Source organism: Sporosarcina sp. USHLN248 (genome assembly GCF_037144575.1).
GTDB classification, from domain to species: domain Bacteria; phylum Bacillota; class Bacilli; order Bacillales_A; family Planococcaceae; genus Sporosarcina; species Sporosarcina contaminans.
The window spans coordinates 1-22,620 of the sequence record NZ_JBBCZC010000039.1; the positions used below are offsets into that span (position 1 = coordinate 1).

The following is a 22,620-nucleotide window of genomic DNA, read 5'->3' on the forward strand; positions in this document are numbered from 1 at the left end:
CATCCGCGTGCTACTTTCAGTATTGAATGAGAAAAATACAAGAACAGGTGGCGAAAAACGATTCGTTTTTCGCCACCTGTTCTATTTTAGGGACTTATTGGACAGCCCCTTGAAATGAAAAAAGGCGACTGTCTCCGGTTCAATAATGAACGGAGCGTCGCCTTTTAACTAAATGCTTTTTCATCCTTACGTAATTATTTTTCAAGTTTACAGCTAATTTCGGAAGGGTCGCCTACACGATCTTCGATAATCGGGACTTGGCACATTTTATTGTTATACATGAATTTGAAAATGCCATTATTAAAATCTGTCCCAATTTCTTTAAAGAAGATCCCTTCAAAGCGCGCTTCTTTCGATAGAGTGAAATTAATGCGATAACCATCACCGTCTGGCACTAAATAAGCGCGAACTCCTTTTTCAAACATGCCTTCAACTTCATCCTTGATGGCTCGGTCAACTGAGATGACATGAAAATCGACAAATGTAATCTCACGCAGCAGGACGTTCATGAATGATCCTTTTGTAATCTCTTCCCATCTGCTTTGGGCAGTTTGCCCTATGATGATTTGTGTAATATTGTATTCATGTGCAACTTCTTTAATCACCTTTGCAGTGGGACGCTTCTCATTATCACGTATAATAAATGCATCTACGTCAAGTTCTTTAGCAAGTTCTTGCCATTTATCAACGTATTGTGATTTATCTGCATCAAATTCATCGTAAGGAAGCGGATCAACTGTTAAAATGTATAGTGGACAGTCCATGCTTTTTGCCAATTTATGTCCGCGCCTTATGAGACGTTCACCATTTGGACCGTAGTAGACACAGACGAGAATGCTCTCATCCATACGGCCTTTCACTTTGCCCATTTAGGTAGTCACCTCTTATAACTATTAGTTGTTGTTTTAATTCACGATAATAGGTTAAATTGAAAACCACGCTATTATATATGAAATCTATCCTTTTGACAAGGCAAAGATGTACTATGGGGGTTATAAGTGCGAATGGCCTTGGATTCGTGTATAATTCAAGAAAACTGCCTTCCCCAAAAACGATTTCCTATGGCTACCTATTATCCCGTCATTGGCGTGAACAGTCAAGTATGCCTTCTATTATCGTTTTTACCTCAATTTATCTTTTTCAATATTGGAGGTTTGCATCATTGTTGTTATCAATCATTATTTTCATACCTTTTTTAGCTGCTCTGTTCATCCCGTTCATACATAAAAAAATTCCCAATAAGCATATAGGCTGGGTTGTATTAGTCGTTCCATTGTTTCTTTTCATCGCGCTTTGCAAGTATATAACAGCAATTGCAAACGGAGAGACATTTATACATACGATCAAATGGATTGACTCCGCGGGCATCAATTTCACGACGTATTTAGACGGGCTCAGTTTAATATTCGGACTGCTCATTACAGGAGTCGGCACTCTTGTCATCCTTTACTCCATATATTACTTATCCGAAAGAGAAGCAATCGGGCGATTTTACGTCTATCTTCTCATTTTTATGGGGGCAATGTTAGGTGTTGTCTTTTCGGATAATTTAATGGTGTTGTACGTTTTTTGGGAATTGACGAGTATTTCATCCTTTTTGCTCATCGCCTTTTGGTATCATAGAAAAATGTCAAGGTACGGTGCGCAAAAGTCGATGCTTATTACTGTTTCGGGCGGAATTGGCATGCTTTCAGGGTTCATCATGCTACATTCGATGACGGGATCATTCAGTGTTAGGGAAATACTGACGATGATTGGAGGATTCACCGATCATAAACTGTTTGTGCCTGCAATGCTGCTCGTTTTGCTTGGCGCATTTACGAAGTCAGCCCAATTTCCGTTTCACATATGGCTTCCAGATGCAATGGAAGCTCCAACGCCTGTTAGTGCTTATTTGCACTCCGCTACGATGGTAAAGGCAGGTATTTATCTTGTCGCTCGTTTCATGCCTATATTTGGCGGAGAAGCAATATGGTTTTATTTAGTCAGTTCTGTCGGAATTTTTACCCTGTTTTGGGGTTCGTTCAGTGCGGTACGTCAGACGGACTTGAAAGCTTTATTGGCATACTCGACGATTAGCCAGTTAGGATTAATCATGAGTCTATTAGGAATCGGTTCAGCTGCCTATGCGAGCGGGATTCAGACACAATCCATTCTATATGCACAGGCCACATTCGCGGCGCTCTTTCATCTTGTCAATCACTCTACATTTAAAGGTGCACTTTTCATGGTTGTCGGTATTGTCGACCATGAGTTAGGGACGAGAGATATTCGGCGACTTGGCGGTTTGATGCCATTAATGCCGATTACATTCACGATAGCAACGATAGGAAGTTTTTCAATGGCAGGGTTGCCGCCATTCAATGGATTTCTAAGTAAAGAAATGTTTTTTGAATCGGTCTTGCATATGCGAAATCTTGATGTTTTCTCGGTTGGTGCAATGGGAAGTCTATTCCCCGTCATCGCTTGGATTGCAAGTGTATTTACGTTTGTCTACTGTTTGATCATCGTGTTTAGGACATTTTTTGGTGATCTTAAATTGGAGAGGGATGATCGTCCGATACAGGAAGCGCCTGTTGGAATGCTAATTGCGCCATCTCTATTGTCGCTTTTAGTAATTGGCATCTTCTTCTTCCCGAATGTTATCGGGCAATATATTTTAAAGCCTGCAATGGCAGCAGTTTATCCTTCTTTAACGAATAGTGAAGAACTAATTCCGCATATTTCCGCGTGGCATGGATGGGATTATTTCCCGTTAATTATGACAGTTGGAGTTATTGTCATCGGCGTAGTGCTGTACATGTATTTGCGTTACTGGAAAAAAGTATATACAGTAACTCCGCTCACTTGGAATCTTGATTCTTTATATAACGCTATTTTAATGAAGTCGGAGAAAGGTGCAGCAACGATTACAAAAACTTACATGACAGGCCAGTTGAAAGATTATCTCGTCTATATATTCGGCTTTTTTATCGTTCTTATTGGCGGTATGTTGCTTTGGAAAGGCGGCTTGTCAATAAACTTCGAAAATGATGCACCAATTACTGTTAATGAGTATATAATCGTCACCGTTATGATGGGGGCCGGAATTGCTTTGCTTTTTGTAGGTTCAAGGATGACAGCTATCGTCTTAAACGGCGTATTAGGTTATTCAATTGCAATTTTATTTGTCATATTCAGAGCTCCAGATTTGGCTTTAACGCAGATCATCATTGAAACGGTAACGACAGCCTTATTCCTGCTATGTTTCTACTTTTTACCTGAGTGGAGCAAGGAAAAATCAACGACTTTTTCGAAAGCAGTAAAAGGTGCCATTGCTATAATGGTTGGATCACTTGTCACGGTTATTGCTTTATCTGTGCAAGGTAACAGGATGTTTGACTCAATTTCAACTTACTTTGAAAACGCCTATGAATTGGCAGGAGGTAAAAATATCGTAAATACGATATTAGGTGATTTCAGGGCATTTGATACGATGTTGGAAGTTGTTGTGTTGTTTATTGCTGGAGTAGGAGTTTATACGTTAATCAAGTTAAAAGGAAGGAAGGAGGGACAGGACGTTGAAGATAAATGATGTTATTTTGCGGACGGTTACTAAGATCGTCGTATTTATCATCTTGACGTTCGGGATTGAGTTATTCCTTTCAGGTCATAATGATCCCGGAGGAGGCTTTATCGGAGGCCTTGTCCTATCTTCCGCTTTTGTGCTTCTTTATTTAGTTTATGATGTTGAAACGGTCAGCAAGGGAATTCCTTTTGATTTTAAGAAAGTGGCTGCGTTTGGAGTTCTTCTTGCTGTCATGACAGGTGTTGGATCATTATTATTCGGAGCTTCTTTTCTGACACAAACTGCGGGGCTTTTCAATTTGCCCGTATTCGGTGAGACGGAGCTGTCGACGGTTACGCTATTTGAGGCTGGGGTTGCGCTAACAGTTGTCGGAGTTGTCGTTACGATTATATTAAGTATTAGTAAGGATGTGTAGCTGATGGAAACGTTAATCACGATATTGATCGGTGTGTTGGTGACGGTCGCTGTCTACTTAATGCTTTCCAAAAGCGTTATTCGAATCATTTTAGGTTCAGCTGTCTTGTCGCATGCTGTGCACTTATTGCTTATGACGATGGGTGGCTTAAAGAAAGGTGACGTCCCGCTCATAGGAGAAGGCACTGGTAAATTTACAGATGCATTGCCACAAGCGCTTATTTTAACTGCGATTGTAATCAGCTTTGCAGTGACTGCATTTTTGCTTGTGTTAGCGTACCGTACTTATAAAGAAACTGGATCGGATAATTTGGGTGCATTGAGAGGGTTCAAAGATGAATAATGTAATTGTTTTGCCGATGATCATTCCGCTATTGACCGGAATTTTTCTTGTGTTTTTGCGCCCTTATATAAAGACTCAAAGATTGTTTAGTTTGTTATCGATCTTATTGACGATCGGCGTAAGTATACATATTTTAAATTTAATCCAGTCAGATGGCATTTTACGTCTTGATTTCGGAAATTGGCTTCCGCCTTTTGGGATTTTATTTGTAGCGGATTCGTTTTCAATGTTGCTATGTCTTACAACTGCTGTCATTACGTTCATTTTGCTTATTTATTCATTTTTCTCCATAGGCAAGTCGCATGAGCGCATGTTTTTCTATCCGTTCGTCTTTTTCCTTGTTGCAGGTGTGAACGGTTCATTTTTAACAGGTGACTTGTTTAACTTATTCGTTTGCTTCGAAGTGATGCTGTTGTCATCCTACGTTTTGATTACATTAGGCGGCAGAAAAGTGCAGTTAATTGAGTCCATTAAATACATTTCGATTAACGTGCTGTCTTCTTGGTTCTTTTTAGTGGCAATTGCTTATTTGTATGGCACGGTCGGAACGCTGAATATGGCGCATCTTTCCGTCAGAATTGCTGAAGTAGGACAAGGACCGCTTTTGACAGTAATCGGATTAATCTTTTTAATCGTCTTTAGCTTGAAAGCGGGATTATTACTTTATTTCTGGCTGCCTGGTTCATATAGTGCACCTCCGACTGCTGTAGCTGCTCTTTTTGGTGCCTTGCTGACAAAAGTCGGTGTCTATGCGATGTTCCGGGTCTTTACGTTAATCTTCTATCATGAACCTCAAATTACACATACTACTATTGGTATCATGGCGGTACTTACGATGATTGGAGGAAGTTTGGGAGCGATCGCCTATAATGACATTCGGCAAATTGTGTCATATAACGTAGTTATTGCAATTGGATTCATTTTAATAGGCCTGTCTGTTTCGACAGAATCAGCCTTTATCGGATCTATTTATTATTTAATCCATGATATGGTCATTAAGGCAATGCTGTTTTTAATTGCTGGAACGATGATTTATTTAACAGGCAAAGCGAGGATCCCGGAGATGAGTGGTTTGATCCGGAACTATCCGGCGCTTGGCTGGCTATTTTTCGTAACGATGCTGTCGTTAACCGGCATTCCACCGTTCAGCGGCTTTATTGGGAAAGTTTATATTGGGGAGGGAGCTGTAGAAAATAGCTCATTCATGTTATTGGCTGTCGGTTTCATTTCCAGTATTTTTGTCCTTTATTCGTTGTTGCGGATTTTTAAAAATTGTTTCTGGGGAGAAACGATTATTAACGAAGATGAAGATACGCCACTCCGGAAAGGTATGCTTTTGCCTATCATTTTATTAGGTGTGCTTACGTTTGTATTGGGTGTCGGGGCGGAAGTGCTCGCGCCATATGTTACGGATGCTGCACGCACTTTAATGGACCCGGATATATACATTGAGGCGGTCTTAGGAGGCCGTTAATCGATTCCTTGGCATTGACTGGAAAGAAGAGGAGGACTGTTCATGCCCGCCCAGTTGTTATTGAATCTATTCATCGCTTTTTTATGGATGACGCTGATCGATGAAGACGAGCTGAAATTCACTACATTCTTTGCCGGCTACCTTGTCGGAATCGGAATCATTTTTTTCATGCACCGTTTTTTCGGTACACAATTTTACTTGCGTCGACTATTTGCGATCATTAAATTACTATTGATATTCATCTCGGAATTAACTCAATCGAGCATTGTTGTGTTAAAGCAGATTTTAAGCCCGAAATTGAAAATCAAGCCTGGCATTTTTAAATATGAAACTGTGTTGAGTAGTGATTCGGAAGTGACAATGCTGTCATTGCTGCTAACTTTGACCCCAGGATCTGTTGTGATGGAAGTATCGCCGGAAGGCAATGTGCTTTATATCCATGCGATGGATGTGGAGCAATCCAAAGAAGGATTGATTAGTCAGTTGAAAAACTTTGAAAAAGCGATTATGGAGGTGACACGCTAATGATTCAAACGATGCTTACGATTGCACTTATTCTTTTTTCAATTACAATCGCTATCGCCGTTGTCCGAATCATTTTAGGACCATCGATGCCTGATCGTGTCATCGCACTTGATATGATCGGTGTAAATCTGATCGCTATGATTGCTGTTATTTCAGTTATTATGAAGACGAAAGCCTTTTTGGAAGTCATTTTGATTTTAGGTATCCTCTCATTTATTGGCACGATCGCCTTCTCAAAGTTCATTGAGAGGGGGGTTATCGTTGAGCGTAAACGCAATCGGTGAATTTGTTGGGGCTTTCCTCATCTTAATCGGTGGAATTGCGAGTGTCATTAGCGTTTTTGGACTCATTCGGTTGCCGGATGTTTATACACGCTCGCATGCTGCGACTAAAAGTTCGACCTTAGCTGTCCTGCTTACGCTATCAGGTACTTTCGCTTACTTTTTGTTTGCGGAGCATTTTATAAGCGTCAGGGTTTTGTTAGGAATTATTTTCGTCTTTTTGACTGCCCCAGTAGCTGGACATTTAATCGTCAGGGCGGCATATCGCTCTAAAGTGAAGTTGGCAGACATTTCGACTGAAGATGAGCTGTACGATATTTTGCATAGCACCGAGAAGAAAGAAAGCAATTATGATCATGAAAATGAATGATATTGACGCAACTTTGAGAGGACGATTCCAAAGTTGCGTTTTCTATTGCTATGAAGACAATCGGATGGACACAATTACCGTATGAGGAAAGTGGGCACAATCAAATAGATTGACGGTACGTTTTGCTTATTTTTAGGCGGTCGTTGATTTACGTAAAGCAAACCTGTTAAAATAGGATGATCGATATGAAAAGAGTGATAGAGTTGTCATGGTTTAAAAAAATGATCAATCGTATGTTTACGACTGAAAATGAAGAAGAACAAGATTATGAATATATTCAAAACGATATTGAGGAATCGGCGGAAGCGGACATGCAAAAGAAAGAACGTCCTGTGTTCCGTTTTCCTATCATTACAGATGCTGAAATTTATGGGTGGGATGAAGATCCTGAGGACACTAAAAATAGAATGAATGAGCCGGTGCAAAAAAATGAAATTGAAGACGATGATTTTGTGCCCATCCCTTTATATAAAAATGAAAGATGGCCGAAGAAGGAGCAAGAAGTTCATATTCATAGGGCAACATCATCTGTTAAGTACCCCAAAAGGGTAGATAGCGACCTTCCGATGCCATCCAAAACAAAAGAAAAAGGGAAAACTGAGGAAATCGAAGAAAAAAAGTCAACGATCATTACAAAGCGGAGCAGTCGTCCATTTACACCTTCCAGTGTACCATCGCCTATTTATGGCTATAACAGACCCGAGCATAAAACTCGAAAATCGATACCGATAGATGGTTTTACAGCTGAAACAAAAGATGAAAAGCTTCATTCCATGAAAAATGAAGAGCAAAATCGAAACTCGATTTCTGAAGAGCAGTTTGTTGGAATGGAAGATAATCGCATTGATTTGGAGAATTCTGTCCATACTTCCATTGATGAAGCAAATGACATGTCTATGCAAAATAGCGACCAATTTGAAGTAGGAGAAGCCGACAGACAAGTTGCAAGCGACGTTGAAGAAATCACAATTGAAAAGCCGCTAACCAATCGTGAGAGAACCGAAGCCGAATTAACGAGTGAGCATGCAGAGCCTACTGTTCATTCGGAAAAGCGAACTAAAGCGGAAAATGAAATTGCGACAGCAAATCAGGAAGATTATGCAGTTGAGGAAGTCATCGGAAATACTGTCATTTATGAAAGCAATACGGAGCAATCAAATGTAGAGAATAAAGAAGACCACTACGAGGATGACTTAAAATTATCGGGTGAAATACCATCAGATGAAGATCTATGTGAAACTGCTCCTACGGCGGAAGAAAGTGCCGAAATAAACGAGACGAAGAAGGAACGCATCATTCCATTTAATGTACTTATGTTAAAAAAAGATAAGGAGAACATGACTTCTCAACGAACTCGACAATCGACAATCGACAAAGAAAAAACGGTTCAACAAGACGTGCAATTCGTGGCTGAACAGAATGAACCGAAGCTATCGCAAAATGACAGAATTTCTTTTGAGGAGGAAACGGTTGAAGAGGTTGAACCGCCTTATTATGCACTGCCTTCAACGGATTACCTATTGCAGCCTGAGGAGCATGTCGAAGATACAGAGTGGCTAAGTTCTCAATCTGAAAAATTAACGGAAGCTTTATCTCATTTTTCAATAGAAGCTAATGTAATTGAAGCAGTGCAAGGACCGACTGTAACAAGGTTTGAGCTAACTGTCGGTCAAGGAACGAAAGTGAGTAAAATTCGCAATTTGACCGATGATTTGAAGTTAGCTTTAGCTGCAGAAGATATTCGAATTCAAGCTCCTATTCCGAAAACGAGCTCAATCGGTATTGAAATACCGAATCGAAAGGCAAGAGCGGTGCGTATTTCTGAAGTAATCGAAACGGAGCAATTTCAGCAGTCGACTTCTCCAATGGAGGCAGTGTTAGGATTGGATCTTACAGGAGATCCTGTAACGATCGATTTGCGAAAAATGCCTCACGGAATGATTGCGGGTGCAACTGGTTCTGGTAAATCTGTTTGCATTAATTCTATATTGATCAGCTTATTGTATAAAGCTGATCCGACAGATGTAAAGATGCTGCTAATTGATCCGAAAATGGTGGAGCTTGCGCCGTATAATGGGATTCCACATTTGCTGAGCCCTGTTATTACAGATGTAAAAGCAGCTACAGCCGCTCTAAAATGGGCTGTTGAGGAAATGGAAAGACGCTACGAGTTATTTGCACATATTGGAGCCCGCAATATTGAACGTTACAATGAAATGGTCATGAAAGAACGCAAATTTTCATTGAAGATGCCTTATTTGCTACTTGTTATAGATGAGTTAGCGGATTTGATGATGATGGCACCAGCAGATGTAGAAGTTTCCATTAGCAGAATTACGCAAAAAGCACGTGCTTGCGGAATCCATCTCATTATTGCTACCCAACGCCCGTCCGTTGATGTGATTACAGGGCTTATTAAAGCAAATGTGCCGACAAGAATCGCTTTTTCGGTTTCTTCACAAATTGATTCGCGCACCATTTTAGATGTTGCTGGAGCGGAGCGGCTTTTGGGCAAAGGGGATATGCTCTATTTAGGGAATGGGCAATCAACAGCCGTCCGCCTGCAAGGTACATTTGTCACGGATGAAGAAATTGAACGTATAATAGAACACGTTCAAAACGAAGCAGAGCCGGATTATTTATTTGGTCAGGAGGATTTATTGGCAGCAGCTGTAGAGGAAGAGGAAGCAGATCCACTCTTTGAGGAAGTTTGCCAATTTATTATAGATCAAGGAAGTGTGTCTACATCCTTGCTGCAAAGAAATTTCGGCATTGGATATAACCGGGCTGCAAAGCTTATGGATCGTCTGGAAAATCTGTCTTTCATTTCCGAACAGCGGGGCAGTAAACCACGAGATGTTTATTTGACGGACAGTATGTTTGAACAATATAAGCATAATCGACAATGAGGAATTTAGAAGCCGTAATTCATTAAAGAGGAAAGTCTTTGTTTATTTTTATATAATGATTAGATAGGCAGGAAGATAAGGCTGCGTCTGAGCCGAAGTCATGCCGATGAAAAATAAGTAGTATATTACCCCAATAACGCGGGCCGTAAAATGATACGGTAGCCCGATGAATGGGATTTTACAATGTGGGAACTGAAATGATCCCGGGAGGTTGCATTATGACATTGTTCCATTTTACAGGAATTAAAGGATCAGGCATGAGTTCGCTTGCGCAGATTCTTCATGATTCTTCATATGAAGTGCAAGGATCGGATGTTGAAAAGTATTTCTTTACAGAAGATCCGTTGCATGATAGAAAGATACCAATTTATCCTTTTGATGAAAAGAATATTAAGCCTGGAATGACTGTTATTGCAGGTAACGCATTTCCGGATAGCCATCCAGAAATTTTGAAAGCTAAAGAATTGGGTGTTGAAGTAATACGTTATCATAAATTTTTAGGAACTTATATGAAACAGTTTACTTCAATCGGCGTGACAGGAACGCATGGAAAGACATCTACGACCGGGCTTTTGGCACATGTTCTGTCAGGTAGTTCGCCAACTTCCTATTTGATAGGTGATGGTACAGGAAGAGGAGTAGAAAACAGCGAGTTCTTTGTTTTCGAAGCATGTGAATACAAACGACATTTCCTTGCTTACGAACCTGACTATGCAATTATGACGAATATCGATTTCGATCATCCCGATTACTTTAAAGATTTATCAGATGTGATGGACGCTTTCGGTGAGATGGCACTTAAAGTGAAAAAAGGAATAATTGCTTGCGGCGATGATCCACAACTGCAGCATATCCAAGCCAATGTACCGGTTGTCTACTATGGCTTCGATGATCATAATGATTTCTTAGCCCGCAATATCGTGAAGACGGAGAGCGGATCGTCATTCGATGTGTATGTGCGCAATGAATTTTATTATACGTTTACTGTTCCTCAGCCTGGCGATCATGCAATTTTAAATGCTTTAGGCGTTATTGCGCTTTGCCATTATGAAGGAATTCCCGTAGAAGTCGTCCGGGAAAGGCTATCGAACTTCCATGGTGTGAAACGGAGATTCACTGTAATGGAGTCATTTGGAAAAGTAATTATAGACGACTATGCGCATCACCCGACAGAGATTCGGGTGACATTGGAGTCGGCACGTCAAAAGTATCCAAATAAAGATATTATCGCAATTTTTCAACCGCATACTTTTACGCGGACAGCAGCGCTTCTTTCGCAATTTGCGGAAAGCCTTTCAAAGGCGGATTATGTTTATTTATGTGATATATTCAGTTCCGCAAGAGAGAATTCGGGTACTTTGACGATACAGGAGCTCATCAATGAAGTCCCTCATGCCAAACATTTGGATATTCATCATATTGATATGTTAGACGCACATGGAGAAGCCATTTACTTGTTCATGGGTGCTGGTGATATTCAGAAATACTTGAATGCATTTAAGAGCCATACTGAACAGGAAGAGACAGCTTGATCGTAGGATCGGCTGTTTTTTCACGGCTTGTCATGGAAAATGCTATCAATTTGTATTTATTGAAGGAAAATGAGGAAAGATGTCGAAAAGGTTATAGAGAATAGCGTTTAATTACCTAATGTAAAGGGTAAAAATTGTTTATGGAGCGTATTCGGGAGGTGGCACTGCCATGGTGAATCTATTGTATATTGCGGCGATTGTTGCCGCAGTGGCATTTTTAATTTTATGTATTAGTCTTTCAATGACGTTAGGCTCGTTGAAGAAGACGATGAAAAGCATGTCTGAGACGATGGACGGCTTAAAAGATCAATTGGAAGGAGTTACAACCGAAACGACTGAACTTCTTCACAAGACGAATGCACTTGCGGATGATATTCAACAGAAATCCGAAAAGCTGAATACTGTAGTGGATGCAGTGAAAGGGGTGGGTGAATCGGTTAATGGGCTGAACCAATCCGTCCGGAAAGTTACAGATTCCATCACAACAGAAGCTGAACGGAATAGCGAGAAAGTCGCTCAAGTCATTCAATGGGGCAATGTTGCGATGAATATCGCAAACAGAGTGAAGGAAATGAAATCGACTCGGTCGACAGGTTGGACAGTCTATAAAGCAAATCCAAACCAAAAAAGACTGCCAAGCCCAAATCAAAGGTAAATGTTTAGAATCCGACATGAACATGCTGTAAGCTGCAAACCTTCAATCATTCGATGAGTGGAGAAATAGTAAAGGTAATGCAGAGAAGTACGAAAGAGTGGATACGAAATTTTCACTTTATTTCATAGGAGGAATTGACATGACAGAAAAACAAAATTATAAACCGAATTACAGTGATTCAAAATATGATCACCAATACGATAGCAACCGATATAAAAATACTTTTGGCGAACCTTCGAATCTGCCAGTAAACTACCCATATCGTTCTACAAATACGGATGATTTTTACCGTGACGAAGATAACTCTGGTGCTGGAAGCTTTCTTTTGGGCGCTTTAGTCGGCGGTGTCATTGGAGCTGCTGCAGCACTGTTCCTCGCACCTAAGACTGGTAAAGAAATGCGTGATGACTTTTCTGAGCAAGCTGTCCAAATTAAAAATAAAAGCATTGAACTGAGCGCTGTCGCAAAAGACAAGGCGACTGAATTGACGTCTGTTGCAAAGGAAAAGACGGATGGTCTTACAAAATCCATTCAAGAGCAATCCGGACAATTAGTTGACAAAGTGAAGTCGATGGCTAATAAAACTTCTCTACCGATGGACGACGGAACAGTTTCTTCAGAAGGTGAAGAAGCTGTCGATTATGTGGATCCTAATAAGGATAAAAATAGTGATCCTAAAAACCAATCAACTAAAAACAGCGATGTTGCCTATGACAATAGCGAAAACTTGGGAGACAATAAAATTGTCAATCAAAATAATATTTCTGTTGAAAAGGAAAAAAAGTGAAATAAAAAGTAGAGGCAATTTGGTTAGCCTCTACTTTTTATTTTCTTGATTATAGTTTAATTTGCAATTCGTCTCCATGATAGATAGGGTCATTAAAGCCAATCGGCGAGCCATTGCGCAATAATTGATAAGTTGTTGCAGCAGTTTTTGGAAGCGTATAGTCGATATAAGCAAAAATGTCACTAAAGCAAAGTGGATCATTCGTTTCGGATACATCGATGCGATCTCCTGCGTTCACTTCATCCTTTTCACTCGCAGGCTTGCCGTTCAAAAGAATCGTTCGTCTGTTCATTTCCAATGAAACAGGCTCTCCGTTGAAAGTAACTTCAATTTTTGAAACTGCGGGAAAATGGAGCGCATTAAGGACATCTTTAACTGATGGCAAAGATGTTGTAAATGTAATTTCGTCTCCATCTTGTATTTTGTAAGTAGGTGGAACAATCTTTTCTCTTACAGCAAAGAAAGGACCTAAGGTAGGCAAATTTATTTTTTTGCCATTATGTACAACATGAAAAGGATGGTTCATTGGCACATTCGAGTTTCCGATTAACTCGCTAATTTCTGTTTTCCTTTTAAACAGTATTTCGTCCCGGTCCTTAACAATGGTTTCTCTATTGGCCGCCATCCCATTGAGAAGAATTTCCGGCTTTATCATCATTTCTTCTCCATTTAAGTGTATATGGATTGGATCCATGTCATCACCAATAATTTCTTGCACTGTAGCTGACGCATCTTTGCCATCAACTCCGGCTGTGAGATGGATAATATCTCCAGTTTTGATCAAATCTTTTATGCTTGCCTTTTTGCCATTCAAATAAATAATAGAAGGTTTGCCATGCTCTCCTGGAATCGTAATTTGTCTGCCGTTAATAGAAATTGTCATTCCGAGACCCGGTTTGCCATATAATTGCCGGGCTTTGACGTTGGCAGCTAAAAGTGCATCTCCTACCGTCATTTCTTTTAATTCAAATAGACGTATTGTCTTGTCATTTACAGTAACGGACATATAATGAATCGGTGCTCTTTTTGCAGCGATTGCAATGCCAATCGGTGTCACTAACGCGGGTGAAGATGAAATCGATTCAGAGAGAGTCACTTCAGTAAGCGCATCAAGCCCTCGTATGGCAACCCGGTTTTGTGGCAAATTAAGCTTTTCACTAAGTATATTGGGCAACTGAGGCGTTAAGCTTCCTCCACCGACGACCATAACAGCTTGCGGGGACTCCCCGTTGTTTAGGCGCAATATTTCCTCGGCAATGTTAGATGCCAATTTGTCGATCGACGGTTGAATGGACGCTATTACTTCTGCTGATGGAATTCTGTTTTCAAATCCTAATATATCAGTGAGTACGATCTCTTCTTTAGTGTTTAGTGATCTTTTGACCGTTTCAGCAATCGGAAAATCCAATAAATAATGATTGCTTAACGCTTCTGTTACCTCATCTCCCGCAATTGGTACCATGCCGTAAGCGACGACTGTATTTTGTGCTGTGATTGCAATATCTGAGGTGCCGGCCCCTATATCAACTAATGCGACATTCAAACGTCTCATCGAAGGAGGAATGAGCACATTAATGGCCGCAATGGGTTCGAGGGTTAGTGCTTCCATTTCCAAATTAGCCCGTTTCAATGCTGATAATAGGGATTCCACTACGACGCGGGGAAGGAAAGTAGCAATGACATCGACTGTGGCTGTGCGTCCCGTTTGGTCGATTAAATTGCCTATTTCGTCGCCATCCAATTTGTAATGGAGGACTGAATAGCCTACACAATAATAATAATCGTCCGCGGTATTGGATGCGGATAGTAATTTCTGCTGTGCTTGCTGTACGGCAGCTAATTCAAGATGGTTGATATCTTCTGTGGAAAACAATGACTTATCAGAAATATCGATTGTCATCGTTCCTTCAGCTGTTTTTAAAGCTCTGCCTGCAGCAGCTACGCTCACTTGCTTTAATTCCCCATGTTTTTCCTCAAGTCTTGTTTTCATCTCGGATATTACTTTTGCAACGCTTAAAACATTATGTATTTGACCGTCAATCATTGACCGTTCCTTATGTTCGATCGTCATTAAGTCTTCAACATGGAAATTGCCATCTTGTTCTTTTAAAATGATACCTACGACGGATCGTGTTCCGATATCGAGTGCAAAAAGTTGGTTCGTCAGAATAATACACCCTTTCAACGTCAAAATGTGCGAATTTTAGACAATTTGCAGAAATGACGTGACTTTTCAAATTCATTTCATTATACTTGGACTATTATATAAAAATGTAACATAGAATTTCTGCTGAGAAAAGGGAATGCTATGTGCGGGGAGGAGACATAATGATGAGACAAAACAATTTAGACGAGTTGCGCAGCCAAGTGGATGAATTGAACATCAAGATTTTAGATTTAATCAACGAACGTACGGCTGTCGTTCAAGAGATTGGAAAAGTGAAGGAAAAGCAAGGTGTGAATAGATATGATCCAATCCGCGAGAGGGAAATGTTGAATTTCCTCATCAACACGAATAAAGGCCCGATTCCGAACGGAGTTTTGGAGCAGATTTTCAAGGGGATTTTCATGTCTGCGCTTGAAATCCAAGAAGATGAACAGCGCAATGCATTGCTTGTTTCACGAAAACGGAAATCAGAAGATACGATTGTTGACGTTAATGGGGAAAAGATTGGAAACGGGGAACCGACGTTCATTTTTGGCCCATGTGCAGTTGAATCATATGAACAAGTTCGCGCAGTAGCGGATTCCATTAAAGCTAAAGGATTGACGATGCTCCGAGGCGGCGCTTATAAGCCAAGGACATCACCTTATGATTTCCAAGGGTTAGGGCTGGAAGGATTAAAAATTCTTAAACGAGTCGCTGATGAAACAGGGTTGTCGATTGTGACTGAAATTATTACACCTTCTCATTTGGAAGAGGCATTGGATTATATCGATGTCATCCAGATCGGTGCGCGCAATATGCAAAACTTTGAGTTGCTGAAAGAAGCGGGAATGGTCAATAAGCCTGTCCTGCTAAAACGCGGCCTATCAGCTACTATCGATGAATTTATCAATGCGGCGGAATATATCATTTCAAAAGGAAATACCCAAATTATGCTTTGTGAGCGCGGTATCCGGACATATGAGCGCGCAACGAGAAACACTTTGGATATTTCTGCGGTTCCAATTTTGAAACAGGAAACTCATTTGCCTGTGTTTGTAGACGTTACACATTCGACGGGAAGAAAAGATTTACTCTTGCCTACAGCAAAAGCAGCGATCGCGGTAGGAGCAGATGGTGTAATGGCAGAAGTTCATCCAGATCCAGCGGTCGCTTTGTCTGATGCAGCGCAGCAAATGGATATTCAGCAGTTTGACGAGTTTTATGAAGAAATCCAAAAGTTCATGAAAACACATCAAACGGTGTAAGGTTACGCTGAATCAATCCAATTTGTTTATCGAATGAAATGTTATGTAGACATGACTATGTTGAGCGCCGGACCTTTTATGGATCCGGCGTTTTGTATATAATGGAAGTAAGTGAATACATAATTGGCTCGGGAGGAGAATCATGATGGCTGTAACAATTTACGATGTTGCAAGAGAAGCGAACGTATCGATGGCCACCGTTTCACGAGTTGTCAATGGCAATCAAAATGTCAAACCGGCAACAAGGAAAAAAGTATTGGAATGTATCGAACGATTAGGCTACCGGCCGAATGCGGTAGCAAGAGGATTGGCGAGTAAAAGGACGACAACAGTTGGAGTCATCGTACCTGATATTTCTAAAAGCTATTATGCGGAATTGTCTAGGGGCATAGCAGATGTCGCTACGATGTATGAGTATAATATCATTTTATCCAATTCCGATAAGCGTACGTCAAGAGAAGTGGAATTGCTTGAAGATCATTTAGGTAAACAAGTGGATGGCTTAATTTTCATGAGCGATTCCATTTCTGAAGAAATCCGTCACGAAATGGAAACCGCTAATGTTCCGATCGTATTAGCAGGTACACTCGGTTCTGGCACTAATTTGCCAACTGTCAATATCGACCATGAACAAGCGGCGTATGAAGCGGTTAAAAAATTAATCGATAACGGACATAAACGAATTGCTTATGTGTCAGGACCCCTTACAAGGGATATTAACCGTCTGTGCAAAAAAGTTGGTTATGAAAGGGCGATTAAGGAAGCGGGATTGCCAATCATCGAAGAGTATTTTATCGAAACAGATAATACGTACGATGACGCTTATGAGCAATGGCGAAAATTGAGCACAATGAAAGAAAGGCCAACCGCCATTTTTGCCGGCAATGATGAAATTGCAGTTGGAATAATGAATGGCATCCGTGATGATGGGTTTACTGTCCCGACGGATATTGAATTGATTTGCTTCCAGCATACATTGCTGTCTCGTGCGGTTCGGCCGCAATTAACTGCGATTGTAGTACCTCTTTATGATTTAGGTGCAGTTTCCATGCGTCTACTGACGAAGCTGATGAACGGTGAGGAAGTTGAGCAAATGGAAGTCGAGCTGCCTTATCGCATTGAAGAGCGGCAATCTACAAATTAGGAAAAAAGACTGGGCTAAGATTGCATTGCATCTCGGCGTCAGTCTTTTTTATTTTGGAAATACGATATTTTTAAAAACCGTGTTATGCTTCCAAATGTTAACATGATCTAAACATTACTAATTGCTATGAAATCTTCTTCCTTAATTTCATTCCTATCAGTTAATAAAAGTGATTGGAATGCTTCAAATAAGTCCTGAATGTCTTTCCGTTCGTTTATAATGTTCATACTTTTATTGTATTGAACTTCATCGTTATATGTTGTAATTTCCAACCATTTTGTATCCTCATCTTTGCTATTCAAAAACATTGTATGAAGATCTAAATATTGACTATAAATTTCAGAGGCTTTTTGTTGAATAGTCAAATACTCATCTACTTTATCCTTTTGGACATGGTACTCATAAATTTTAACAAACATTATTTCCTCCCTGTTGTTGACATTATTTTGCGTTACAATAAGGAATGCAACCATTCATTTGCATGTATATTTTTGATACTTACGTAGCTTGAGCTTGCAAAATAATTATGTAGCCGTTATGAGATTGAACTTTCCGTTTGCTTTAATTGCTCTTTCTTTGTGGGAATTAAGATAATTTAAGACGTCTCAAGACGATCATTTACATGCCAAGTTTAGACTGTTTAAATGACGAATGTATCATCATTGTCTAATGATATGTAAAGCCTTTTTCAACATCTGTTCGTTTTTCTCGTTGATCTCTTTCTTTCTTGGAATAGGCTCATAGAGCGGATTCGGATCTTGCCAAGTTTCGATTAAAGGTACAGGTGATTCAGATTGATATTTAGACAGCCACTCTTCGGGCAAACGGCCTGTCGGAACAGGCAATTGATTCATCGCAAGCCAAATATGCGACCAGGCTCTCGGCACGACTCTCCAAATATCGTAGCCGCCGCCACCTACAGCTATCCATCGACCGTTGCAATACTTCTCGGCAATTTCTCTTGCGATGCGTGGAATTTCTTCATAAATTTTCATCGTGCCATATAAATGTGTCAATGGATCGAAATAATGGGCATCAGCGCCGTTTTGAGATAAGATGACATCTGGTTTAAAGTATGCGGCTACTTCTTCTATTGCAGTCTTGTATATATGGAGAAAGGAATCATCTTCTGTAAATGCATCGATCGGGAAATTGAAAGATTTTCCGTATCCTTCTCCATTTCCTCTTTCTGTTATATTGCCCGTTCCGGGGAATAAATATCTGCCCGTTTCGTGAATGGAGAACGTGCAAACAGATGGATCATCGTAAAATGTCCATTGAACTCCGTCTCCGTGATGGGCATCGGTATCGATGTATAGAACGCGCGCTCCATAATTTTGTTGCATATATTTTATAGCGACGGAACTGTCATTATAGACGCAAAAGCCTGAAGCTTTCCCTTGGAAGCCATGGTGGAGGCCGCCCCCTAAGTTGACTGCGTATCGTGAACGCCCAGCCATTACTTCATCGACAGCCGTTAATGTACCACCGACTAACATAGCGCTTGCCTCATGCATATTCGGAAAGATTGGGGTATCCTCCGTTCCGATGCCGTAAACTGATCCTACTTCCTCCGTAATGAAACCTTTTCCAGCCTGTTTGACAATCTCGATAAATTTGGGGTCATGTACTAGTAGCAGCTCTTCATCTGTTGCCATCCGAGGTGGAATGATATTATCCTCCGTAATTGCATCGATGCTTTTAAGCAAGTCCAAAGTTAGTAGGATTCTTTTTTGATTGAACGGGTGTGTATCTGAAAAAGAATATCCAAGTTGCTCTTCTGAAAATATGAAAACTGCGTTTTTACTCATAGGTTCATGCCTGGTACATTCGGCCAAAGAACTTCAAACCCGTTGTCCCTCAGTCCTTTAATGACGTTTAGCGGGTTCATTGTTTTGATCCGAATGACTAAAATTTTATTGTCTTCATTTTCTTTGTCAGGATAAACTAATACACTTAAAACGTTCAATTTATGTTCGTAGAAAACTTTGGACACTTCGAAAAGAATGCCTGGAATATTAGGAACACGCACTTCGATTTGGGAGCCGGGCTGATGGGCGCCGGTCAGTTCAATATATTTGTAAAGCAAATCGGTTTCTGTAATGATGCCGACTAACTGATCGTCAGAAACGATAGGAAGACAACCGATTTGATTGTCATAAAAGATGACAGCAGTTTCTTCGACAAAATCCATAGGATGGCCTATAAGTGGATTTTTAGTCATAATTGCTTCCAAAGGAGTTTTGTAAACGTTTACATCTGCGAGACCGGAAAGGGTGGAAGGTACAGCCTCTTTCAAATCCCGATCGGTTACAACACCGACAACTGCCCGATCAATTGTAATTGGCAAATGTCGAATTTTCTTTTCCTTCATTAATTCAATGGCATCTTGAATAGTATGTGAAGGAGAGAGGGAGGCAACCTCCCTTTTCATGATTTCTTCTATAAGCATTGCAAATCCCTCGCTTTCAATACATAAATCGGTTCATAAAACGCAGGTTATCGAACTGTTGGATGGATTCCTGATCAACGCGTTTTCCGATTCTCGCCATTAAGCAATTAGCAGGATGAGAGCTTATTTCAGGGTCATCGGTTGCGTAATATTCAAGACCCCCTGCATTCATCATCTTTTCCATCACTTTTCGATATTCCCATACGTTGAGCTTTGTGCCTTTTAAATCCCAATGCCAATAATACTCGGTCGTTAAGATAATATAGTCTTCCATCGCATTATCCATCATAGACACTTCTAATAACGCTTTTCCGACTCCACCGCTACGGAATTTTGGGATGACTTCAATTGCACCAAGCTCGATCAAATTTTCCATATTGCCTTGCGACCATCTTTCCAGTGGATCGGGATATAAATAAGTGACATACCCGACAACTGTATTCCGTTCACGCGCAATGATGATTCTACCTTCAGGCAAATCAGCAATCTCAATAAGCGCCTTATGTTGCTGTTCAGGGGGTCTGAAAGCGACGAGATGTTCATGGAAATCAAGTTTCGAAAGTTCCGTTCCCGCGATCGGCCCTTCGATGATCAGATCGCCATTCCGATGTTTCACTTCCATCGCATTGTATGTTTTTACATGATCCAATACATTCACCGTCCTAATATGAGTAGCCCTATGTATGAGTATACAACAAATTCATCTGTGCGGATGAGAAAAATTTGTGAAAGTTAATTGGCAATACTAAAAAGTTGAATTTATTAGCCAATACAATGAAAATGCGATAGAATTATAAGGTCAACATTTTTTCGGAAAGGGTGAAGAGAATGGAGAGTAAAGTGTTACCGGTCATTCAAGGGGACTATACGTTAAAAGATTATGACCAAATGGTGAAAAATTTTAGCTGGGAGGATGTAGAAAAGGAATTCAGTTGGCATGAAACAGGTCTCATCAATATTGCACATGAAGCAGTAGACCGTCATGCATCATCTTATCGAAAAAACAAAGTGGCACTCTATTATAAAGATGCCAGCCGAAAAGAAGCATATACTTATAATGAAATGAAAAGAATGTCCAATAAAGCGGCAAATGTATTACTGAATCATTCAACATTGCAAAAGGGGGATCGGTTCTTTATTTTCATGCCTCGTTCACCTGAACTGTATTTTGCATTATTAGGCGCGTTGAAAATGGGTGTCATTGTTGGTCCTCTTTTTGAAGCATTCATGGAAGGGGCTGTGTATGACAGACTATCGGATAGCGAAGCAAAAGCAATTATAACAACACCTGAATTATTGGACCGCATACCGTTGGATAGACTTCCTCATTTAGAAACTGTTTTCTTAGTAGGAGATTCTATTGAGGAGTCAGATAAATTTGTAGACTTTAATAAAAAAATGAAAGATGCTTCAATGCATTTTGAAGTGGAATGGCTCGATCGCGAATCGCCGACGGTACTTCATTATACATCAGGCTCAACAGGCAAACCGAAAGGCGTTTTGCATGTGCAAGAAGCAATGGTCCAACAATTGCAAACGACACGCTGGGTGCTTGATCTGCATGATGAGGATATTTTCTGGTGTACAGCGGACCCTGGCTGGGTGACGGGAACGGCTTACGGTGTATTCGGGCCGATGTTGGCCGGTGCAACATCGGTAATTGTCGGCGGAAGATTCTCTATCGATACTTGGTACGAAGCGATCCAAGACTATGGTGTTACGGTTTGGTATAGTGCGCCTACGGCATTCCGTATGCTTATGGGGGCAGGTGTAGGGCCGATGGAAAAGTACGATTTATCGTCGCTTCGCCATATTTTATCGGTAGGAGAGCCGTTAAATCCAGAAGTCATCCGTTGGGGGATGGATGTTTTTAAAATGCGCATTCACGATACGTGGTGGATGACGGAAACTGGAGCCCAAACTATTTGCAACTTCGCTTGCTTGCCGATTAAATTAGGATCGATGGGCAAACCTGTGCCTGGCATCGAAGCGGCAATTGTGGATGACCAAGGCAATGTGCTTCCTCCAAATAGAATGGGGAACTTAGCAATTAAAAAAGGATGGCCTGCGATGATGAGGCAAATTTGGAACAATCCCGAGAAATACGAATCCTACTTCATGAATGATGAATGGTACGTATCCGGTGACTCTGCTTATATGGATGAGGATGGCTACTTCTTCTTCCAAGGCCGGGTAGATGATGTTATTATGACGAGCGGTGAAAGGGTTGGGCCATTCGAAGTGGAAAGCAAACTGTTAGAACACCCTGCAATTGTTGAAGCTGGTGTTATTGGGAAACCGGACCCGGTTCGCGGAGAAATCATTAAAGCATTCGTCGCTCTTCATGAAGGATATGAGCCTACAGAGGAATTGGAAGATGACATTAAGCAATTCGTGAAAAAGGAGCTCTCTGCACATGCTGCGCCTCGTGAAATCGAGTTTAAGGACAAGCTTCCGAAAACGCGTAGCGGCAAAATTATGCGACGTGTCCTAAAAGCGTGGGAGTTGAACCTTCCAGCGGGGGATTTGTCAACGATGGAAGATTAAGATGAAAGATAGCTATGAGGGATGGAGAATGGTACCCCTATCATAGCTTGACAACGCTTGCCGAGCGGAAGGCAGTTTATGTTCACGCCGTCCTGCAATACCTAAATTTCCGCAAAGAAAAAAGAAATACTGCAAATCGAGAAAACAATGAGCTCGATTTGCAGTATTTTAGCGTTTGTCAACAAACTGAGGACCTCTGCTATGG

The 22,620-nt window shown here is 40.8% G+C and carries 20 protein-coding genes; 14 read left to right on the forward strand and 6 right to left on the reverse strand.

The annotated features are described in order from the left end of the window. Window positions 1-194: 194 nt before the first annotated feature. The gene (locus tag WFH04_RS14415; RefSeq protein WP_336824754.1) at window positions 195-869 is read right to left on the reverse strand and encodes a universal stress protein; all 675 of its coding nucleotides are present in this window, start codon (window positions 867-869) and stop codon (window positions 195-197) included. A 233-nt stretch (window positions 870-1,102) separates the two neighbouring features. Here WFH04_RS14415 and WFH04_RS14420 point away from each other — a divergent pair, with 233 nt between their 5' ends. From WFH04_RS14420 to WFH04_RS14470, 11 genes are all read left to right on the forward strand, one after another. Continuing rightward, on the forward strand, window positions 1,103-3,574 hold the full coding sequence (locus WFH04_RS14420) for a Na+/H+ antiporter subunit A (RefSeq protein WP_336824779.1): 2,472 nt from the start codon (window positions 1,103-1,105) through the stop codon (window positions 3,572-3,574). Beyond that, window positions 3,561-3,983: a Na(+)/H(+) antiporter subunit B gene (locus WFH04_RS14425; RefSeq protein WP_336824755.1), complete on the forward strand. Its 423-nt coding sequence runs from the start codon at window positions 3,561-3,563 to the stop codon at window positions 3,981-3,983. The genes WFH04_RS14420 and WFH04_RS14425 overlap by 14 nt, the downstream gene beginning before the upstream one ends. Before the next feature lie 3 nt (window positions 3,984-3,986). Continuing rightward, a complete protein-coding gene (locus WFH04_RS14430; protein ID WP_336824756.1) occupies window positions 3,987-4,325 on the forward strand; it encodes a Na(+)/H(+) antiporter subunit C in 339 nt (112 codons plus the stop codon). Next, window positions 4,318-5,799 carry a Na+/H+ antiporter subunit D gene (locus tag WFH04_RS14435; RefSeq protein ID WP_336824757.1) on the forward strand — a complete coding sequence of 494 codons (1,482 nt, stop codon included), beginning with the start codon at window positions 4,318-4,320 and terminating at the stop codon, window positions 5,797-5,799. The genes WFH04_RS14430 and WFH04_RS14435 overlap by 8 nt, the downstream gene beginning before the upstream one ends. A 42-nt stretch (window positions 5,800-5,841) precedes the next feature. After that, entirely contained in the window at window positions 5,842-6,324 is a 483-nt protein-coding gene (locus WFH04_RS14440) for a Na+/H+ antiporter subunit E (protein WP_336824758.1), read from the forward strand. After that, the gene (locus WFH04_RS14445) at window positions 6,324-6,608 is read left to right on the forward strand and encodes a Na(+)/H(+) antiporter subunit F1 (protein ID WP_336824759.1); all 285 of its coding nucleotides are present in this window, start codon (window positions 6,324-6,326) and stop codon (window positions 6,606-6,608) included. Before WFH04_RS14440 ends, WFH04_RS14445 begins: the two co-directional genes overlap by 1 nt. Continuing rightward, entirely contained in the window at window positions 6,586-6,975 is a 390-nt protein-coding gene (locus WFH04_RS14450; protein ID WP_336824760.1) for a Na+/H+ antiporter subunit G, read from the forward strand. The genes WFH04_RS14445 and WFH04_RS14450 overlap by 23 nt, the downstream gene beginning before the upstream one ends. Window positions 6,976-7,160: 185 nt before the next feature. Then, a complete protein-coding gene (locus WFH04_RS14455) occupies window positions 7,161-9,884 on the forward strand; it encodes a DNA translocase FtsK (protein WP_336824761.1) in 2,724 nt (907 codons plus the stop codon). A 218-nt stretch (window positions 9,885-10,102) separates the two neighbouring features. Beyond that, a complete protein-coding gene (murC, locus tag WFH04_RS14460; RefSeq protein ID WP_336824762.1) occupies window positions 10,103-11,416 on the forward strand; it encodes a UDP-N-acetylmuramate--L-alanine ligase in 1,314 nt (437 codons plus the stop codon). A gap of 169 nt (window positions 11,417-11,585) precedes the next feature. After that, window positions 11,586-12,071: a DUF948 domain-containing protein gene (locus tag WFH04_RS14465; protein ID WP_336824763.1), complete on the forward strand. Its 486-nt coding sequence runs from the start codon at window positions 11,586-11,588 to the stop codon at window positions 12,069-12,071. 139 nt (window positions 12,072-12,210) lie between these two features. After that, complete coding sequence (locus WFH04_RS14470; RefSeq protein WP_336824764.1) at window positions 12,211-12,858, forward strand: YtxH domain-containing protein; 648 nt, start codon at window positions 12,211-12,213, stop codon at window positions 12,856-12,858. 49 nt (window positions 12,859-12,907) lie between these two features. Here the strand turns inward: WFH04_RS14470 and WFH04_RS14475 are convergent, their stop codons facing one another. Then, a complete protein-coding gene (locus tag WFH04_RS14475) occupies window positions 12,908-15,025 on the reverse strand; it encodes a cell division protein FtsA (RefSeq protein ID WP_408020193.1) in 2,118 nt (705 codons plus the stop codon). 164 nt (window positions 15,026-15,189) lie between these two features. Here WFH04_RS14475 and WFH04_RS14480 point away from each other — a divergent pair, with 164 nt between their 5' ends. Both WFH04_RS14480 and ccpA read left to right on the forward strand, forming a co-directional pair. Continuing rightward, the gene (locus WFH04_RS14480) at window positions 15,190-16,272 is read left to right on the forward strand and encodes a bifunctional 3-deoxy-7-phosphoheptulonate synthase/chorismate mutase (RefSeq protein ID WP_336824780.1); all 1,083 of its coding nucleotides are present in this window, start codon (window positions 15,190-15,192) and stop codon (window positions 16,270-16,272) included. A 145-nt stretch (window positions 16,273-16,417) separates the two neighbouring features. Next, on the forward strand, window positions 16,418-17,416 hold the full coding sequence (ccpA, locus tag WFH04_RS14485; protein WP_336824766.1) for a catabolite control protein A: 999 nt from the start codon (window positions 16,418-16,420) through the stop codon (window positions 17,414-17,416). 107 nt (window positions 17,417-17,523) lie between these two features. Here ccpA and WFH04_RS14490 read toward each other — a convergent pair whose 3' ends face one another. The 4 genes from WFH04_RS14490 to WFH04_RS14505 form a co-directional block, all read right to left on the reverse strand. Further along, entirely contained in the window at window positions 17,524-17,835 is a 312-nt protein-coding gene (locus WFH04_RS14490; RefSeq protein WP_336824767.1) for a hypothetical protein, read from the reverse strand. Window positions 17,836-18,075: 240 nt separating this feature from the next. Next, window positions 18,076-19,227, reverse strand: coding sequence for an acetoin utilization protein AcuC (locus WFH04_RS14495; RefSeq protein WP_336824768.1), 1,152 nt, complete (start codon window positions 19,225-19,227; stop codon window positions 18,076-18,078). Beyond that, window positions 19,224-19,868, reverse strand: a complete 645-nt coding sequence (locus WFH04_RS14500; RefSeq protein WP_336824769.1) for an acetoin utilization AcuB family protein — start codon at window positions 19,866-19,868, stop codon at window positions 19,224-19,226. Before WFH04_RS14500 ends, WFH04_RS14495 begins: the two co-directional genes overlap by 4 nt. Before the next feature lie 16 nt (window positions 19,869-19,884). Further along, window positions 19,885-20,517, reverse strand: a complete 633-nt coding sequence (locus tag WFH04_RS14505; RefSeq protein ID WP_336824770.1) for a GNAT family N-acetyltransferase — start codon at window positions 20,515-20,517, stop codon at window positions 19,885-19,887. 179 nt (window positions 20,518-20,696) lie between these two features. Here WFH04_RS14505 and acsA point away from each other — a divergent pair, with 179 nt between their 5' ends. Beyond that, window positions 20,697-22,415, forward strand: coding sequence for an acetate--CoA ligase (acsA, locus tag WFH04_RS14510; protein ID WP_336824771.1), 1,719 nt, complete (start codon window positions 20,697-20,699; stop codon window positions 22,413-22,415). Window positions 22,416-22,620: the final 205 nt, after the last annotated feature.

Bases quoted from the DNA above. Each gene is read 5' to 3' on its own strand.
- WFH04_RS14415 (WP_336824754.1), bottom strand. From the start codon at position 869: ATGGGCAAAGTGAAAGGCCGTATGGATGAGAGCATTCTCGTCTGTGTC.
- WFH04_RS14420 (WP_336824779.1), top strand. From the start codon at position 1,103: ATGCCTTCTATTATCGTTTTTACCTCAATTTATCTTTTTCAATATTGG.
- WFH04_RS14430 (WP_336824756.1), top strand. From the start codon at position 3,987: ATGGAAACGTTAATCACGATATTGATCGGTGTGTTGGTGACGGTCGCT.
- WFH04_RS14435 (WP_336824757.1), top strand. From the start codon at position 4,318: ATGAATAATGTAATTGTTTTGCCGATGATCATTCCGCTATTGACCGGA.
- WFH04_RS14440 (WP_336824758.1), top strand. From the start codon at position 5,842: ATGCCCGCCCAGTTGTTATTGAATCTATTCATCGCTTTTTTATGGATG.
- WFH04_RS14445 (WP_336824759.1), top strand. From the start codon at position 6,324: ATGATTCAAACGATGCTTACGATTGCACTTATTCTTTTTTCAATTACA.
- WFH04_RS14455 (WP_336824761.1), top strand. From the start codon at position 7,161: ATGAAAAGAGTGATAGAGTTGTCATGGTTTAAAAAAATGATCAATCGT.
- murC (WP_336824762.1), top strand. From the start codon at position 10,103: ATGACATTGTTCCATTTTACAGGAATTAAAGGATCAGGCATGAGTTCG.
- WFH04_RS14465 (WP_336824763.1), top strand. From the start codon at position 11,586: ATGGTGAATCTATTGTATATTGCGGCGATTGTTGCCGCAGTGGCATTT.
- WFH04_RS14470 (WP_336824764.1), top strand. From the start codon at position 12,211: ATGACAGAAAAACAAAATTATAAACCGAATTACAGTGATTCAAAATAT.
- WFH04_RS14480 (WP_336824780.1), top strand. From the start codon at position 15,190: ATGAGACAAAACAATTTAGACGAGTTGCGCAGCCAAGTGGATGAATTG.
- ccpA (WP_336824766.1), top strand. From the start codon at position 16,418: ATGGCTGTAACAATTTACGATGTTGCAAGAGAAGCGAACGTATCGATG.
- WFH04_RS14490 (WP_336824767.1), bottom strand. From the start codon at position 17,835: ATGTTTGTTAAAATTTATGAGTACCATGTCCAAAAGGATAAAGTAGAT.
- WFH04_RS14495 (WP_336824768.1), bottom strand. From the start codon at position 19,227: ATGAGTAAAAACGCAGTTTTCATATTTTCAGAAGAGCAACTTGGATAT.
- WFH04_RS14500 (WP_336824769.1), bottom strand. From the start codon at position 19,868: ATGCTTATAGAAGAAATCATGAAAAGGGAGGTTGCCTCCCTCTCTCCT.
- acsA (WP_336824771.1), top strand. From the start codon at position 20,697: ATGGAGAGTAAAGTGTTACCGGTCATTCAAGGGGACTATACGTTAAAA.